The 13,684-nt window shown below is 58.0% G+C and carries 18 protein-coding genes; 7 read left to right on the top strand and 11 right to left on the bottom strand.

Annotated features, from left to right (window positions below; genetic code table 11):
- Positions 1 to 88: 88 nt before the first annotated feature.
- Positions 89 to 415, top strand: coding sequence for a DUF1330 domain-containing protein (locus CU103_RS05885; protein WP_106662991.1), 327 nt, complete (start codon positions 89 to 91; stop codon positions 413 to 415).
- Between the two features lie 217 nt (positions 416 to 632).
- Here the strand turns inward: CU103_RS05885 and CU103_RS05890 are convergent, their stop codons facing one another.
- Entirely contained in the window at positions 633 to 2,045 is a 1,413-nt protein-coding gene (locus CU103_RS05890) for an aminotransferase-like domain-containing protein (protein ID WP_106662992.1), read from the bottom strand.
- Positions 2,046 to 2,137: 92 nt separating this feature from the next.
- On the opposite strand from CU103_RS05890, the gene CU103_RS05895 reads away from it, so the two are divergent.
- Complete coding sequence (locus CU103_RS05895) at positions 2,138 to 2,371, top strand: DUF1127 domain-containing protein (RefSeq protein ID WP_106662993.1); 234 nt, start codon at positions 2,138 to 2,140, stop codon at positions 2,369 to 2,371.
- A 48-nt stretch (positions 2,372 to 2,419) separates the two neighbouring features.
- Here the strand turns inward: CU103_RS05895 and CU103_RS05900 are convergent, their stop codons facing one another.
- The 7 genes from CU103_RS05900 to purC all read right to left on the bottom strand — a co-directional run bounded on the left by CU103_RS05900 (position 2,420) and on the right by purC (position 6,165).
- Positions 2,420 to 2,836, bottom strand: coding sequence for a hypothetical protein (locus CU103_RS05900; protein ID WP_106662994.1), 417 nt, complete (start codon positions 2,834 to 2,836; stop codon positions 2,420 to 2,422).
- Between the two features lie 73 nt (positions 2,837 to 2,909).
- Positions 2,910 to 3,569, bottom strand: coding sequence for a glutathione S-transferase family protein (locus CU103_RS05905; RefSeq protein WP_106662995.1), 660 nt, complete (start codon positions 3,567 to 3,569; stop codon positions 2,910 to 2,912).
- Positions 3,570 to 3,649: 80 nt separating this feature from the next.
- On the bottom strand, positions 3,650 to 4,066 hold the full coding sequence (locus CU103_RS05910; RefSeq protein ID WP_245448624.1) for a PIN domain-containing protein: 417 nt from the start codon (positions 4,064 to 4,066) through the stop codon (positions 3,650 to 3,652).
- Positions 4,044 to 4,274 carry an AbrB/MazE/SpoVT family DNA-binding domain-containing protein gene (locus CU103_RS05915; protein ID WP_106662997.1) on the bottom strand — a complete coding sequence of 77 codons (231 nt, stop codon included), beginning with the start codon at positions 4,272 to 4,274 and terminating at the stop codon, positions 4,044 to 4,046. Before CU103_RS05915 ends, CU103_RS05910 begins: the two co-directional genes overlap by 23 nt.
- 62 nt (positions 4,275 to 4,336) lie before the next feature.
- Positions 4,337 to 5,005, bottom strand: a complete 669-nt coding sequence (gene purQ, locus CU103_RS05920) for a phosphoribosylformylglycinamidine synthase subunit PurQ (RefSeq protein WP_106662998.1) — start codon at positions 5,003 to 5,005, stop codon at positions 4,337 to 4,339.
- 136 nt (positions 5,006 to 5,141) lie between these two features.
- Positions 5,142 to 5,381 (bottom strand): phosphoribosylformylglycinamidine synthase subunit PurS, encoded by a 240-nt coding sequence (purS, locus tag CU103_RS05925; RefSeq protein WP_106662999.1) that lies wholly within the window; start codon positions 5,379 to 5,381, stop codon positions 5,142 to 5,144.
- Positions 5,382 to 5,400: 19 nt separating this feature from the next.
- Entirely contained in the window at positions 5,401 to 6,165 is a 765-nt protein-coding gene (purC, locus tag CU103_RS05930; protein WP_099998663.1) for a phosphoribosylaminoimidazolesuccinocarboxamide synthase, read from the bottom strand.
- Positions 6,166 to 6,493: 328 nt separating this feature from the next.
- On the opposite strand from purC, the gene CU103_RS05935 reads away from it, so the two are divergent.
- Both CU103_RS05935 and CU103_RS05940 read left to right on the top strand, forming a co-directional pair.
- Positions 6,494 to 6,811: a DUF1476 domain-containing protein gene (locus CU103_RS05935; RefSeq protein ID WP_106663000.1), complete on the top strand. Its 318-nt coding sequence runs from the start codon at positions 6,494 to 6,496 to the stop codon at positions 6,809 to 6,811.
- Between the two features lie 124 nt (positions 6,812 to 6,935).
- Positions 6,936 to 7,706, top strand: coding sequence for an HpcH/HpaI aldolase family protein (locus CU103_RS05940; protein WP_210203723.1), 771 nt, complete (start codon positions 6,936 to 6,938; stop codon positions 7,704 to 7,706).
- A 29-nt stretch (positions 7,707 to 7,735) separates the two neighbouring features.
- On the opposite strand, the gene CU103_RS05945 is transcribed toward CU103_RS05940, so the two are convergent.
- Together CU103_RS05945 and CU103_RS05950 are read right to left on the bottom strand one after the other, a co-directional pair.
- Complete coding sequence (locus CU103_RS05945; RefSeq protein WP_106663002.1) at positions 7,736 to 8,284, bottom strand: RBBP9/YdeN family alpha/beta hydrolase; 549 nt, start codon at positions 8,282 to 8,284, stop codon at positions 7,736 to 7,738.
- A 61-nt stretch (positions 8,285 to 8,345) separates the two neighbouring features.
- Positions 8,346 to 8,963: an NAD(P)H-dependent oxidoreductase gene (locus CU103_RS05950; protein ID WP_106663003.1), complete on the bottom strand. Its 618-nt coding sequence runs from the start codon at positions 8,961 to 8,963 to the stop codon at positions 8,346 to 8,348.
- A 93-nt stretch (positions 8,964 to 9,056) separates the two neighbouring features.
- Between CU103_RS05950 and CU103_RS05955 the strand changes: the two genes are divergently transcribed.
- From CU103_RS05955 to CU103_RS05965, 3 genes are all read left to right on the top strand, one after another.
- Complete coding sequence (locus CU103_RS05955) at positions 9,057 to 9,701, top strand: TetR/AcrR family transcriptional regulator (protein ID WP_106663004.1); 645 nt, start codon at positions 9,057 to 9,059, stop codon at positions 9,699 to 9,701.
- Positions 9,702 to 9,803: 102 nt separating this feature from the next.
- Positions 9,804 to 10,787, top strand: coding sequence for an NAD-dependent epimerase/dehydratase family protein (locus CU103_RS05960; protein WP_106663005.1), 984 nt, complete (start codon positions 9,804 to 9,806; stop codon positions 10,785 to 10,787).
- Positions 10,788 to 10,933: 146 nt separating this feature from the next.
- Complete coding sequence (locus tag CU103_RS05965) at positions 10,934 to 11,824, top strand: VOC family protein (protein ID WP_106663320.1); 891 nt, start codon at positions 10,934 to 10,936, stop codon at positions 11,822 to 11,824.
- 527 nt (positions 11,825 to 12,351) lie between these two features.
- Here CU103_RS05965 and purB read toward each other — a convergent pair.
- Positions 12,352 to 13,668, bottom strand: coding sequence for an adenylosuccinate lyase (gene purB / locus CU103_RS05970; protein ID WP_106663006.1), 1,317 nt, complete (start codon positions 13,666 to 13,668; stop codon positions 12,352 to 12,354).
- Positions 13,669 to 13,684 lie beyond the last annotated feature (16 nt).

The raw sequence follows: 13,684 nt of genomic DNA on the forward strand, positions 1-13,684 counted from the left end.
AACTGGAGTGCCGGAGCGTCTCATGCAAGAGTGTCATTGGGCCACCGAAGTACAGGTCAAACGACCTGATATAAAGGGAGTTAGGACAATGACGGTTTACCTGATCGCAGACGTCAAGATAACGGATGACAAGTGGGTGCCGGAATACGCTGCGATGGTACATGAGATCGTGCACAAGCACGGCGGCAAATATCTGGCACGCAGCGGCAATATAAAGGTGCTGGAAGGCGATCCTCTGGATACGACCCTCATTGCCATTCTGCAGTTCCCGACCTCAGAAACAGCCGAGGCTTTCGCCAACGACCCGGAATACGCCGCATATGCCAAGGCTCGTCAGGACGGCAGCGACAGCCGCTTCCAGCTCATCGATGATACGGATATTGCCGGAACGATCCCGTATCTCGGCAAGGGGTGAGGAGGTAATTCTCAAGGGCAGATGCCGATTATCTCTCCCCTTTGCGGGAGAGAAAGGGTTTTCTTGGATTTAGCTTCTCGCTAAATCCTTGGAAAATCCAAGTGAGGGGATTGTTGTGGTCATCAATTTGAAATCCCCTTGCGATTTCTAGCACTTAGCAAGAGCTAAGATGCTGAAATCGCATTCTCCCCCACGAGGGGGGAGATAAACGCTGCGGTCAGGAATAACTGTCGTAACTCGCATTGTCGGTTTCCATGAGCCGGCGCAGGATGGTGAAGCCCTGTTGCAGTTCCTCGCGCGTCCTCGGCACCGTAAGTCCCAGCCTTACCCGGTGGAATACCTTCTCGGTACGGCCCGGTTTGAATTCGTCCTCGTCGTCGATCAGCACGCCTTCATTCAGCGCGGCGTTCTTGAAGGTGCCGGAGAGCCAGGGGTCTGGCAGCTTCATCCACAGAAACGGCGAAAGGGGTTGAGAGATGAAATCCATGCCAGCGAAGGCTGACCGGGCGATCGCCTCTCGCGCCGTCACTTCCGTCTGGACCTTGGCACGGATGGCGTCGGCCTCGCCGCAATTGACGATCTGCGCGCCAAGCTCGGCCATGAGGAACGGCATGCCTCCGCTGACCATCTTGTGGGCAGTGAGCACACGTGCGGCAAGGTGAGGCGGGCAGGCGACCCAGCCGCCGCGAACGCCCGCGGCGACGGATTTTGACAGGCCGCCAATGTGGAACGTGCGTTCCGGCGCCAGATCGGCGATCTTCACGTGATCGTGCCGCGTGAGCGATCCGTAGATCTCGTCCTCGATGATCCAGACATTGTAGCGCCGGGCTATCTCGACAATGGCATGGCGATCCTCTTCCGGCATGGTGGTGGCGGTTGGATTGTGCAGCGAAGGCATCAGAAACACGAGCTTCGGGTGCTGCTGGGCGCAATGCCGCTCGAAATCATCGGGTGTCAGACTGCCGTTCTGCGTCTGCATGATGATGCTGCGGCGGCCCATGAGGTTAACGCTGCGCGCCGCCGAACAATAGGTCAGGTCTTCGAAGGCAATCCTGTCGCCGGGAACGGTAATTGCCGCGATCACCGCAAGAATTGCTGAATGCGCACCCAGCGTCGGCACGATCGAGGCTGGCTCCGGCACCCACCCTGCGGCAGATAGCCATTTGCTTCCCGCTTCCTGCCAGGACGCGGGGAGGGTGCGGGAATAGCTGGAAATCTCGCTTGGGTATTGCTTGGTGATCTGTGCCAGCAGGCGTTCCATCGCGTCGGATTGTCCAACCTCGATTGCTGCCGTGCTGTCCATGCGAATCTTGCCGGGCACGGCAACCGGTCCGCGTGTGCCGCCAAACGGTTCGGTATTCTGTGGCGGTACCAGCGATGTTTCCTTGTGATCCGTCACATAGGTCCCGCGCCCGACCTCGCCGCTGACAAGCCCGCGTTCGCGGATGAGATTGTAGGCGCGCCCCACCGTGCCGATGGTCACGCCGATATCAAAGGCCAGATTGCGCTGCGGCGGCAATTTTGTGCCCGGCGCCAGAATACCCTCGGCGATGTCGGATTCAATTCGTTCAGCCAGCCGCAAATACAGCGGGCCTTTGCCTTGTTCAAGATCAGGAAGCCAATTTGTCATGGTGACAATTATTACATTGCGATTCCAATTGAGTCAATTCATACAATAATTGCACATATAAGAGACAATTGGACCTCCCAAGGACAAGAACAATGAGTACAATCGATACAATTAGAAGGCGCGGTGGCTCGGAAATCCACAAAGCATCGACCGGCAACCGCGGATTGGTACGCACAATCTCGGCTCTATCTGCCTGGTATGGCAATGCAATGGTCAAGCGCCGGACGCGGCTCCATCTCAGCGAGCTCAGCGATGAGCTGCTGAAAGATGTCGGCATCGCGCCTGCCGATGCCCGGCGCGAGTTCGGGCGGCCCTTCTGGGATTAAGAATTCTGCTCAGGTGCTGCCTGAGCAGAATGACCTGTTGCCCGTGATCTAGCTGTTTGCCGAACAGGAGGGCTGCCCGCCGGCCCAACGGCGGACGTCGGAAGCAATGCGATTGCCGGACGAATGCATCATGAGCGGGCCGAATACCTCGACCTTGGCGGGGTTGCCTTCCGCATGGACAACGAGCAGCGGACGTCCGCCCGGATTGCTCGCAGGCACCACCAGGATGCGCGGCCTTCCCGAATAGGAATCAAGTTCCGGTGCCAGCCGATAGGGCTTGAAGTTTGAATCTCCCGATTTGAACCAGCAGCTATTTGCCGCGAGCGCCACACGTTCCATCGTTGGCAGCGCGGCCTTCTCCGAGTTGAACGCCAGGCTGCCTGGTCCTGGCTTGGCCTTGGACTGGCATCCGGCAACCGCCGCAAGCGCGATCATTACGGCGATACCGATTATCGGCGTTTTCATGCATTGTCTCCACTGCTGCGCCGTGCGTCCTTGGCGGACAAAGGACGCAGCAGCATTTTGAAATTAGGGGCGATCAGGCAGACTCGAGTTCACCCTGGAACACTTTGAGGCCATCCGTCATCTCGTACCAGACCAGCGATAGCACCGGATCCTGAACAATAAGTTGCTGATAGGCATCAAATTTCGGATAGGGATCGAGAAGGTTTTCGCGGCCCGATATCTTGCGGAAATTGTTGAAGATGAAGCGTGTTGGCGTCAGCCAGGCATCGGCAAGGGTCATCTGGTCGCCCAGCGCGTAAGGGCCATGGCCGAGGCGTTTTTCGGTTTCCGTCAAGCCGGTTTCCATCTGCTTGAACAGCTTGGAAATCCGCGTCTCATCCTTCGACTTGAGATAGATAAGCTCGAACAGCTCCATCACCGGTGCAAGGACTTCGAGTTCGGCAGCGCGCGCCGTCATGCGCACGATGGCGCGATCGCGGGAATCGGCCGGCAGCAGCGAAGGTTCGGGAAAATGTTCTTCCAGGTATTCGGCAATCACCGGTGCCTCGACGATGGTGAGGCCAGAACCGGTGATCAGAACGGGAATGCGGTTGAAGGGGGAGATGGCGCGGAACTCTTCCGGGATCGGAAAGCCTTGTGGCGGCGCGACGATCTTGATTGGCGCTTGCTTGTAATAAGCGATGCAGCGGACGATGGAGGAGTAGGGGGATAGCGGCCGCGAGTAGAGTTTCATTGAGCGTTCCTCCGTTTGAGCCGTTTTTCTGGCTTATGCAAACACTGCTTCGACCAAGCGTATAGGAATGCCCGCAGAGATCAAGGAAGACGGAAGGGATTGATGATGTGAAGCTGGCTATCGATGATCATGCCATCTTGCATGTCCTCGGACCAGAGAACATCGCATCCGCTGAGTTTGGCGGAGGCAATTATGAGCGCGTCAAAAATTTGGAAGCCGTACCGTTCAGCAATGACAATCGCTTCATCATGGACATCAAGGTCCATGGGCACCACGATCGGGCAGAGAATACGGATCGACGAAAGCGCATCACCAATTTCGCCCCAGTTCATGTTGAGTTTGCGGCGAGCAACATTGGTAAACTCGTTCAGGATCTGCACCCCGATCGTGCAACCTTGGGCAAGGAGTTCCTGCGCCCTATGGCTGCGTGGATCCTCTGCAAAAGCATAAATCAGGACATTGGTATCCAGAAACTCACCTGGCATTGGCTTCGTCACGATCGAATTTCCAGTCGCTGGGTAGTTTCTTTCCGAAAGCGCGAATACGTTCTAGCGCACGCTCGCGGCTGCGATCATGTGCGATATCGAAGGTGCGCTCGTCCGCCACGCGGATTTCAATCTCGGTGCCTTCCACCAGGCCCAATGCGTCCACAACCGTTGCAGGCAATCGGATGGCGAGGCTATTACCCCATTTGGCGACACGCATGATGAGCTCCTTTAGGATATACACAGAACAATGTATATCCTAAAGGCTATTCAGTCAATAACTCAGGCGGCAACCCCGAGAATGCCTGCAAACAGCGCACGGCCGTCGGTTCCGCCGTGAGCCGCCTCGATCAGGTTTTCCGGATGCGGCATCAGGCCGAGAACATTGCCGTTCTCGTTGATGACACCGGCGATATCATTGATCGAGCCATTCGGATTGGTGCCTTCCGCATAGCGGAAAACCACTTGGCCATTGCCCTCGACGCGCGCCAATGTCTCTTCATCGGCAAAGTAATTGCCGTCATGATGGGCGACAGGGCTGCGGATGATCTGGCCATGCGAATAACCACGGGTGAAGGCGGTATTGGCGTTCGTCACTTCGAGCTTAACTTCGCGGCAGACGAATTTCAGCGAAGCGTTGCGCATCAATGCGCCAGGCAGCAAGCCTGCTTCCACCAGGATCTGGAAGCCGTTGCAAACGCCCATCACCATGACGCCCTTGCCGGCTTTCTCGCGGATCGCCTGCATGACCGGCATGCGTGCGGCAATCGCGCCGCAGCGCAGATAGTCGCCGTAGGAAAAGCCGCCGGGAATGACAATCAGATCGACATCGGGGATTTCCGTGTCGGTCTGCCAGACCGTGTGCGGCGCAACGCCGGAAATCTTCGTCAGCGCCGCAATCATGTCGCGGTCGCGGTTGAGGCCGGGAAGGAGGACAACTGCTGATTTCATGGGTGTGGTTCAAACCTTGCTTGTGCTTCAGAGAATTCTCTAAGTTCGAGACGGTTTTCGATGCGATCGAGGCGATCAATGATCTGTACATCCGAAGCACGAAGATCGTTGACCATGGCGAATCCTTGAAAAGTCATCAATCAATAGCGAAACTATAATCCTCGATCACCGTATTTGCGAGGAGCTTTTCGCACATCGCCTTGAGGTTCGCCTCGGCCTTGGAACGGTCCGTCGTGTCGAGTTCGACATCGAAAACCTTGCCCTGGCGCACGGAGCCGACGCCATCGAAACCGAGACTGCCCAGCGCGCCGACAATTGCCTTGCCCTGCGGGTCAAGAACGCCATTCTTCAAGGTTACAGTGACACGTGCCTTCATCGACTTGTCTTCTCCAGTGCTATTTGACCAAAACGGGCCCGGCCGGGCGCGTCGGTTCGTTTTCATTCATGATGCCGAGACGGCGCGCGACTTCCTGATAGGCCTCGATGAGACCGCCCATATCGCGGCGGAACCGGTCCTTGTCCATCTTCTCGGCGGTCTGGCTGTCCCAGAGGCGGGCGGAATCCGGCGAGAACTCGTCGGCAAGAACGATACGCATCAGGTCGCCCTCGTAGAGGCGGCCGCATTCGATCTTGAAATCGACGAGCTGGATGCCGACGCCAAGAAACAGGCCGCTCAGGAAATCATTGACGCGGATGGCAAGCGCCATGATGTCGTCGATTTCCTGCGGGGCGGCCCAGCCGAACGCAGTGATGTGCTCTTCCGATACCATCGGGTCGTCAAGCTCGTCATTCTTGTAGTAGAACTCGATGATCGAGCGCGGCAATACCGTGCCTTCCTCGATGCCGAGGCGCTTTGCCAGCGAGCCGGCGGCGATATTGCGCACGACCACCTGCAGCGGGATGATCTCGACTTCCTTGATCAGCTGCTCGCGCATGTTGAGGCGGCGGATAAAGTGCGTCGGAATCCCCATGCGGTTGAGCTGGCTGAAGATATATTCGGAAATGCGGTTGTTCAGGACGCCCTTGCCGTCGATGACTTCGGTCTTCTTCGGGTGTAGCACGGTTGTATCGTCTTTGAAGTGCTGGACGAGTGTGCCTGGTTCTGGTCCTTCGTAAAGGATTTTGGCTTTGCCTTCGTAGACACGGCGGCGACGGTTCATTGCGGATTCTCTGGTATTGGAGTTATCGGTCGGCCCCGGGTATGATGCAGTGCCGTCATGTTGGCGCGCTAACTATCTTAAATGCAAGCATTCTACAATGATCCTTTATGGAGGTCCCCCGAATTATGGGATATATGGGACTATGGAGCTCCAACGACAATGTGACCTCATACCCCTCAAGGTGTATAATTTGAGCCTTTCGATTTTCTGGAGAACGGTTATATGAAAATGAAGAGCGACAAACATTGGGGATTTGCCTGAAAAACGCCCAACCTCCCAATGTAGACTAGCGTGGAAGTAACCGATCATTTTGCGGGAGCAAGAGAGGATGACAATGGAAGATCGCAAGAACGCCTTTGAAAACAAGTATGCGCACGACGCAGAAGTGCGTTTCAGGGCGGAAGCACGGCGGAACAAGCTTCTCGGCCTTTGGGCGGCAGAAAAGCTCGGCAAGACCGGCGAAGAGGCCGAAGCCTATGCGAAAGAAGTCATCAAGGCGGATTTCCAGGAAGCTGGCGACGATGATGTCTTCCGCAAGATCCGCGCCGATTTCGATGCGGCCGGCATCGACAAATCCGACCATCGCATTCGCCGCACCATGGAAGAACTTATGATCGAGGCCATTCGCCAGATTGAAAAGTCCTGATCCATCGAAGATTTCCATCAAAAGCCCGGCCATCGCGCCGGGCTTTTTGCTTTTGAGGTTCCCGCGCGCCCTTGACCCGCCCCCTACACGCTTCCCATAATCCCCCCAAATCACCACTTGAGGAATCATCATGTCGCTTGTGTCACGCCTCAGGGCTGGGGAAACCATCTATTCGGCCTGGTCGAACCTGACCGACCCGCTTGTCATGGAAGCGCTGTGCCGGACATCGCTCGATGCGGTGCTGCTCGACATGCAGCATGGCGCGCATGATACGGCGAGCATTGTTGCTTTGACTGGCATCATCCGGGCGGCCCAAAAGCATACGCTGGTGCGCGTTCCCGTCGGACGGTTCGACATGGCGAGCCGTGCGCTCGATATGGGTGCCGAAGCGGTTATTGCGCCGATGATCAACAGCGTGCACGATGCACGGCTCTTTGCCGCCGCGATGAAATACCCGCCGCTGGGCGAACGCTCCTGGGGGCAGCTGCGCGGCCGTCCAGGCAGCTATGGCGCGGGCGGGTCGGGCAGTTATTTGCGCGAGGTCAACGACGCGACGCTGTCCTTCGCCATGATCGAAACCCGCGTCGCCTATGAATCGCTCGACGATATTCTGGCGGTCGAAGGCATTGATGGCGTGTTTGTCGGCCCGTCGGACTTCTCCATAGCCTGGAGCAACGGGGCCGAGGTCGACGCGGGTTCCGAAGCCATCATCGAGCCGCTGACACGGATTGCAGTCAAGGCGAAGGGCGCAGGCAAGCTTTGCGGCATCTACGCTGCGACGCCCGCTCTGGCACAGCGCTTTGTTGGGCTCGGCTATAGCTATATCCCGCTCAGCGTCGATACTGCGTATCTGACCCTCGGCGTGCAGTCACTGCTGGACGCAGTGAAGGCATAGGCTTCTTTCCGGCATACCCTGACGAAACGTCACAACCGCGACAGAAACTGGGCAAACACCATCGAGCCTTCCGGCCAGGGGCCATGTCCGCTTTCAGAATTGAGATGGCCGCTGTCGCCGGCATCGACGATCATTGAGCCCCAGGATGCGGCGAGATCGTCCGCCACCTCATAGCTGCAATAGTGGTCGTTGCGGCTGGCGACGACAATTGACGGGAAGGTGAATGGCTCGCGCGGGTAGGGGCCGAACGTCATCAGGTGCTTTGGCCGGATCTTCGGGTTGGAAACGTCCGGCGGCGTCACCAGGAAAGCGCCCTTCACCTTGTCGCCGATCTCGGGAATGGCGTGGATGAAAGTCGGCACGCCAAGCGAATGCGCGACGACGACGACGGGCCGCGTCGCTGCATTGATGGATTTGACCACTTCGGCCACCCAATCCTCGCGCACGGGTTTCGTCCATTCCGCCTGCTCGACGCGGCGCGCTGTCGATAGCTTCGACTCCCAGCGCGTCTGCCAGTGATCGGGGCCGGAATTGGTATAACCGGGGACAATGAGAATATCTGCGTCTTTGACCTTCATGCGCCCGTATTTAGGAAAAATGGCGGGAGATCGCAATATGGAAGCGAATGCCGGCCACAGCTCATGCTGCGTCGGTCACGTCGCATCTTTGGGTTGCAAAGAGATCGCGGCCGATGGCGCGCGCAGTGTCCAAATGCAAAGCCGGATCCAGCGTTTCCGATTCGAGCAGGAGTTCTGACGTGGCGACGCATGCACCACAATAGTCGAAGATCCCGTGGTCGATCTGCGTCTTCATGGCGCTGGCATAGCCATGACGGGCATAGGCTCCCGCGTCGCTGCCTCCAATGCCGACGAGATGGACCCGCAGGTGACGAAGCTTCTTGACCAGCTTGGCATCCGGGCGGAAGTCGAATGCCCAGCCATTGGCGAAAACGCGATCGATCCATCCCTTGAGGAGCGCTGGCATCGACCACCAGTAGACGGGAAAGATGAGTACGAGTGCATCGGCGCGATCGATCCTCGCCTGCTCGGCGGCAACATCGGCCGGAGGCGGCGCCAATCGGCGATGGACGGCAAGGTCAGCCGCGGTGAACCTTGGATCGAAAGCTTCGGCCACAAGGTCTGCGATTTCGAAAGTATTGTCCGGGGCGGACAGCGATATGCCCTCGGCAACATGCGCGGCGATGGCATGACTGAGCGACTTGGGATCGGGATGCGCGACAACGATAAGCGCGTGCATGTTGAAAACTCCTGCTGACTGATTGCGGACGAAGGCCTTAGGCCGTATACTTTTAGTAGGCTACATTAGGTAAGTTACTTTTGGTATATAAGCATGTCAAGCGCTGAAACGAGAGAAATGCTTTCCGGTTCGCCGCTGCGCCGCCGCTTGTCGAGGGATGATCGGCACCGCCAGCTTCTGGATGTGGCATGGCGGCTGGTTCGTGAGGAGGGAACGGAAGCCTTGACGCTCGGTCGGGTCGCCGGGCAAGCAGGCGTTGCAAAACCCGTCGTATACGACCATTTCGGAACGCGGCCAGGGCTGCTAGCTGCGCTCTACCAGGAATACGACGCCCGTCAGACAGCGCTGATGGACTCAGCGCTTCAGGCAAGCGAACCGGTGCTGGCGCAGAGGGCTGCTGTCATTGCGTCTTCTTACGTAGACTGCGTGCTTAGCCAGGGCCGCGAGATACCCGGCGTGAGCGCGGCACTCGCCGGTTCACCGGAACTCGAAAAGATCAAGCGCGCATACGAAGCGGCATTCATCGAGAAGTGCCGCATTGTCCTCACCCCGTTCGCGGGAGCAGGCGATATCGCTTCGGCTGCTCTTTGGGCGATGCTTGGAGCGGCCGAGGCCCTGTCCTATGCCGCAGCGACCGGAGAAATCACGGCGTCGGAGGCCCAGGACGAACTCTTCGAAACCATCGTCGCGATGGTCGCCAGAAGCACAAGCGGCAGCACTCGGCCAAACATCCGATAGACAAAGGTCCGCCGCCCGGTCGATGGAGATGCTGCCTAACGGCCTTCACCCCTTGCCACAGGGAGTGCTAGCATCGCGCCGATTCCATTTGCGGAGACAGGCATGACGATATTGGTCACGGGCAGTTCTGGTCATTTGGGCGAGGCGCTGGTTCGCGTCTTGCAGGAGCGGGGAAAGGAAGTTGTCGGGCTCGATATTGCCGAAGGTCCATACACGACGCATACCGGCTCGGTCGTGGACCGGCCTTTCGTCAAGAACTGCATGGCGGGAGTGACGGCCGTGTTTCATGCGGCGACGCTGCACAAGCCGCATGTCGCCACCCACGCGCGGCAGGAATTCATCGATACCAATATTACCGGTACGCTCAATCTTCTGGAAACGGCTGCGGCGGCGGAGGTTCGATCCTTCATTTATACCAGTACGACGAGCGTCTTCGGCGATGCGCTGATCCCGCCGGATGACGAACCGGCGGCGTGGATCACCGAGGATGTCCGGCCGATACCGAAGAATATCTACGGCGTCACCAAAGCTGCCGCCGAAGATCTGTGCCAGTTGTTCAACCGGAACCAGGGGCTCGCGACGATGGTGCTGCGGACATCTCGTTTCTTTCCTGAAGAGGACGACAACAGGAGTGTCCGCGATGGCTTTGCCGACGAAAATATCAAGTTGAATGAATTTCTCTACCGGCGCGCCGACATCGAAGATATCGTCAGTGCACATTTGCTGGCGGCCGAAAAAGCGCCTGAACTTGGTTTTCGGCGCTATATCATCAGCGCGACAACGCCCTTCACGCCGGACGATTTGCCTGATCTGCGGCACGATGCTCCGCGCGCCGTGCAGCGGCATGTTCCCGAATATGAGCAGGAGTTCGAGCGGCGCGGCTGGAGGATGCTAGAGAGCATTGACCGTGTCTATGTCAACGAGCGGGCGCGGATCGAGCTCGGCTGGCAGCCGCGTTATGATTTCGGGTTTCTGATCGAGCGGCTGGCGGCGGGCAAAGATATGCGCAGTCCGCTGGCCCAACTGATCGGATCGAAAGGCTATCACGCCGAGAGCTTTTCGGAAGGGCCTTATCCGGTGGAATAGGCCTTGGGTTCGACAATCCGGTAAACAATCTAGCGCTATGTGTTCACTGTTTGTGAACAAGCTGTTCGCTGGCACATGGCTTGTTTCGGGCGTGGATAAATCCGACTTTATCAGCAACGAAACGGATATGTTACGAAGGGATGCGCATGAAGCTCACACGCCGGGATGTGGTTGGTGGTGCGGCGGCCCTTGTGGCGATGGCGGGAAATGCCCGCGCGGAGACAAAGATGGACAAGATTTCCTTTGCAGCGACAGCGCCGACTCATGTGTCGAAGGTTGGCATCAAGGCCAAGGACGCGGATGCGCTGTCGAAATATTACCAGGACGTCGTTGGTCTGCGGGAGATTTCGCGCAAGGGGCAGTCGGTCATCCTCGGGGCGGGCGAGACACCGCTGCTCGATATAGAGCAGGCCCCTGCTATCCGCGCCGACGATCCGCACAGTGCCGGCCTTTATCATACCGCCTTCCTGTTGCCGGCCCGCGCAGATCTTGCCCGCTGGGCCAAACGGGCAATCGACAGGCGCACCCCCATTGTCGGCGCCTCGGATCATCTGGTCAGCGAGGCGATCTATCTGACCGATCCCGAGGGCAACGGTATCGAGATTTATGCCGATCGTCCGCACGAAAGCTGGAAATGGAACGGATCGTCGGTGGAGATGGCCACCGAGGCGCTCGATGTCGGCAATCTGCTTGGCGAGCCCGGCAGCGACATCTCTTGGGCCTCCGCGCCAGACGGCACGATGGTCGGCCATTTGCACCTGCGCGTCGGCAGCGCCAAGGAAGCGGAGGCCTGGTGGCAAAACGAACTCGGGTTGCAGACAGTTGCAGGGTATGGCGGCAGCGCCGTATTCATGTCGACCGGCGGCTATCACCACCACGTCGCCGCCAACTCCTGGCAGAGTCGCGGCGCCGGTCGCCGCGACAATGACCGCTCGGGTCTTGCCTGGGCCGAATTCAGCTCGGCCGATGCAAAAGACGAGCGAGAGATCGTCGATCCCTGGGGCAATGTCATCAGGATCGTGCCTGCGAAGGGTTAGTTGGCACTTACGCGACCTCCTTCATTCTGAATTGCCACCTCTCCGTCATCCTCGGGCTTGACCCGAGGACCCACGGCTGAGCAGCGCCATGTGATCGCGTCGTGCTCCAACGGAATCCAGCCGGACGATTTCTCAGTGGTAAGCTGCCTCACCATTTTTCAATGACTGGACGCCGCCAAAATGGTGGATATCGCCTCGCTCCTTTGCCATGGGTCCTCGGGTCAAGCCCGAGGATGACGGAGAGGCAGGTATTTGAAGATAAAGCGGGAGGTCCGTACCCGCCGGTACGGTACTTCAACGCATTGCAACGCAAGCACGCAAAATCCCGGGAAAATTAATCGAACGCTCGTTCAATTAATTTTCCCGATCACTCGGTTTTAACTGGCGGTTCCTCGCTGTGTTCGGAGACAAAACCGCTATTCCGACCGATCAATTGCTCAAGTCAGAGCAATCCTCACCCAAGAAGAGGCGATTCTGGCTCGAGAAACCGCGAAAATTGCCAGGTTTCTTCAACCGATGGCTTTAATTCAGTTGTTGCCAGTTGCCTCAAACACGCGCTTGAAAATCGTATCGACATGTTTGGTGTGATAGCCGAGGTCGAACTTCTCGCGGATCGTTTCCTCCGGGAGGGCGGCGCGGACGTCCGCATCAGCGAGCAATTCCTCCAGGAAATCCTTGCCGTGTTCCCAGACCTTCATGGCGTTGCGCTGGACCAGGCGGTAGGAATCCTCGCGGGAAACCCCAGCCTGCGTCAGCGCCAGCAGCACCCGCTGTGAATGGATCAGACCACGGAACTTGTTCATGTTTTTCAGCATGTTATCCGGATAAACCAACAGCTTTTCGATAACGCCGACCATGCGTGCCAGCGCAAAATCGAGGGTGATGGTCGCATCCGGACCGATCATGCGCTCCACGGACGAGTGCGAAATATCGCGCTCATGCCAGAGCGCCACGTTTTCCATTGCCGGCAGGGCAAAGGCGCGGACCATGCGGGCGAGGCCGGTCATGTTTTCGGTCAGCACCGGATTGCGCTTGTGCGGCATGGCGGAGGAGCCTTTTTGACCGGGTGAAAAGTACTCTTCGGCTTCCAGAACCTCGGTCCGCTGCAGGTGGCGGATCTCGACGGACAGCCGTTCGATTGATGAGGCTATGACACCCAAGGTTGCGAAGTACATGGCGTGACGGTCGCGCGGTATGACCTGCGTCGAAACCGGTTCTGCCTGCATTCCCAATGCCTTGGCGACGTGTTCTTCCACGCGCGGATCGATATTGGCAAAGGTGCCAACTGCGCCGGAGATGGCGCAGGTTGCAATCTCCGCGCGTGCCGCCACCAGACGGGTGCGGCAGCGCTCGAACTCGGCATAGGCTTGCGCCAGCTTGACGCCGAAGGTGGTCGGCTCGGCATGGATGCCATGGCTGCGGCCGATGGTGACGGTGTCCTTGTGCTCGAAGGCCCGCGTCTTCAGGGCGGCGAGAAGCTTGTCCAGATCGTCAAGCAGGATGTCGCTGGCGCGCATCAGCTGTACATTGAAGCAGGTGTCGAGCACGTCGGATGAGGTCATGCCCTGGTGCACGAAACGTGCATCAGGTCCAACGATTTCCGCCAAATGTGTAAGGAAAGCAATGACATCGTGCTTGGTCTCGCGTTCGATCTCATCAATGCGATCGATGTCGAAAGTGGCCGCTCCGCCCTTTTCCCAGATCGTTTTCGCCGCCTCCTTGGGAATGACGCCGAGTTCCGCGAGGGCGTCGCAGGCATGGGCTTCAATTTCGAACCAGATGCGGAACTTCATTTCTGGAGACCAGATGGCGACCATTTCAGGCCGCGAATAGCGCGGGATCATATGTTTTCCTGTCGGC

The organism is Phyllobacterium sophorae (assembly GCF_003010965.1).
In the GTDB taxonomy this organism is placed as follows: domain Bacteria; phylum Pseudomonadota; class Alphaproteobacteria; order Rhizobiales; family Rhizobiaceae; genus Phyllobacterium; species Phyllobacterium sophorae.

Bases quoted from the DNA above. Each gene is read 5' to 3' on its own strand.
- purQ (WP_106662998.1), bottom strand. From the start codon at position 5,005: ATGAAATCAGCAGTTGTCCTCCTTCCCGGCCTCAACCGCGACCGCGAC.
- CU103_RS05905 (WP_106662995.1), bottom strand. From the start codon at position 3,569: ATGAAACTCTACTCGCGGCCGCTATCCCCCTACTCCTCCATCGTCCGC.
- CU103_RS05965 (WP_106663320.1), top strand. From the start codon at position 10,934: ATGAAGCTCACACGCCGGGATGTGGTTGGTGGTGCGGCGGCCCTTGTG.
- CU103_RS05950 (WP_106663003.1), bottom strand. From the start codon at position 8,963: ATGCACGCGCTTATCGTTGTCGCGCATCCCGATCCCAAGTCGCTCAGT.
- CU103_RS05960 (WP_106663005.1), top strand. From the start codon at position 9,804: ATGACGATATTGGTCACGGGCAGTTCTGGTCATTTGGGCGAGGCGCTG.
- CU103_RS05885 (WP_106662991.1), top strand. From the start codon at position 89: ATGACGGTTTACCTGATCGCAGACGTCAAGATAACGGATGACAAGTGG.
- purB (WP_106663006.1), bottom strand. From the start codon at position 13,668: ATGATCCCGCGCTATTCGCGGCCTGAAATGGTCGCCATCTGGTCTCCA.
- CU103_RS05915 (WP_106662997.1), bottom strand. From the start codon at position 4,274: ATGCGTGTCGCCAAATGGGGTAATAGCCTCGCCATCCGATTGCCTGCA.
- CU103_RS05955 (WP_106663004.1), top strand. From the start codon at position 9,057: ATGTCAAGCGCTGAAACGAGAGAAATGCTTTCCGGTTCGCCGCTGCGC.
- CU103_RS05895 (WP_106662993.1), top strand. From the start codon at position 2,138: ATGAGTACAATCGATACAATTAGAAGGCGCGGTGGCTCGGAAATCCAC.
- CU103_RS05945 (WP_106663002.1), bottom strand. From the start codon at position 8,284: ATGAAGGTCAAAGACGCAGATATTCTCATTGTCCCCGGTTATACCAAT.
- CU103_RS05890 (WP_106662992.1), bottom strand. From the start codon at position 2,045: ATGACAAATTGGCTTCCTGATCTTGAACAAGGCAAAGGCCCGCTGTAT.
- CU103_RS05935 (WP_106663000.1), top strand. From the start codon at position 6,494: ATGACAATGGAAGATCGCAAGAACGCCTTTGAAAACAAGTATGCGCAC.
- CU103_RS05900 (WP_106662994.1), bottom strand. From the start codon at position 2,836: ATGAAAACGCCGATAATCGGTATCGCCGTAATGATCGCGCTTGCGGCG.
- purS (WP_106662999.1), bottom strand. From the start codon at position 5,381: ATGAAGGCACGTGTCACTGTAACCTTGAAGAATGGCGTTCTTGACCCG.
- purC (WP_099998663.1), bottom strand. From the start codon at position 6,165: ATGAACCGTCGCCGCCGTGTCTACGAAGGCAAAGCCAAAATCCTTTAC.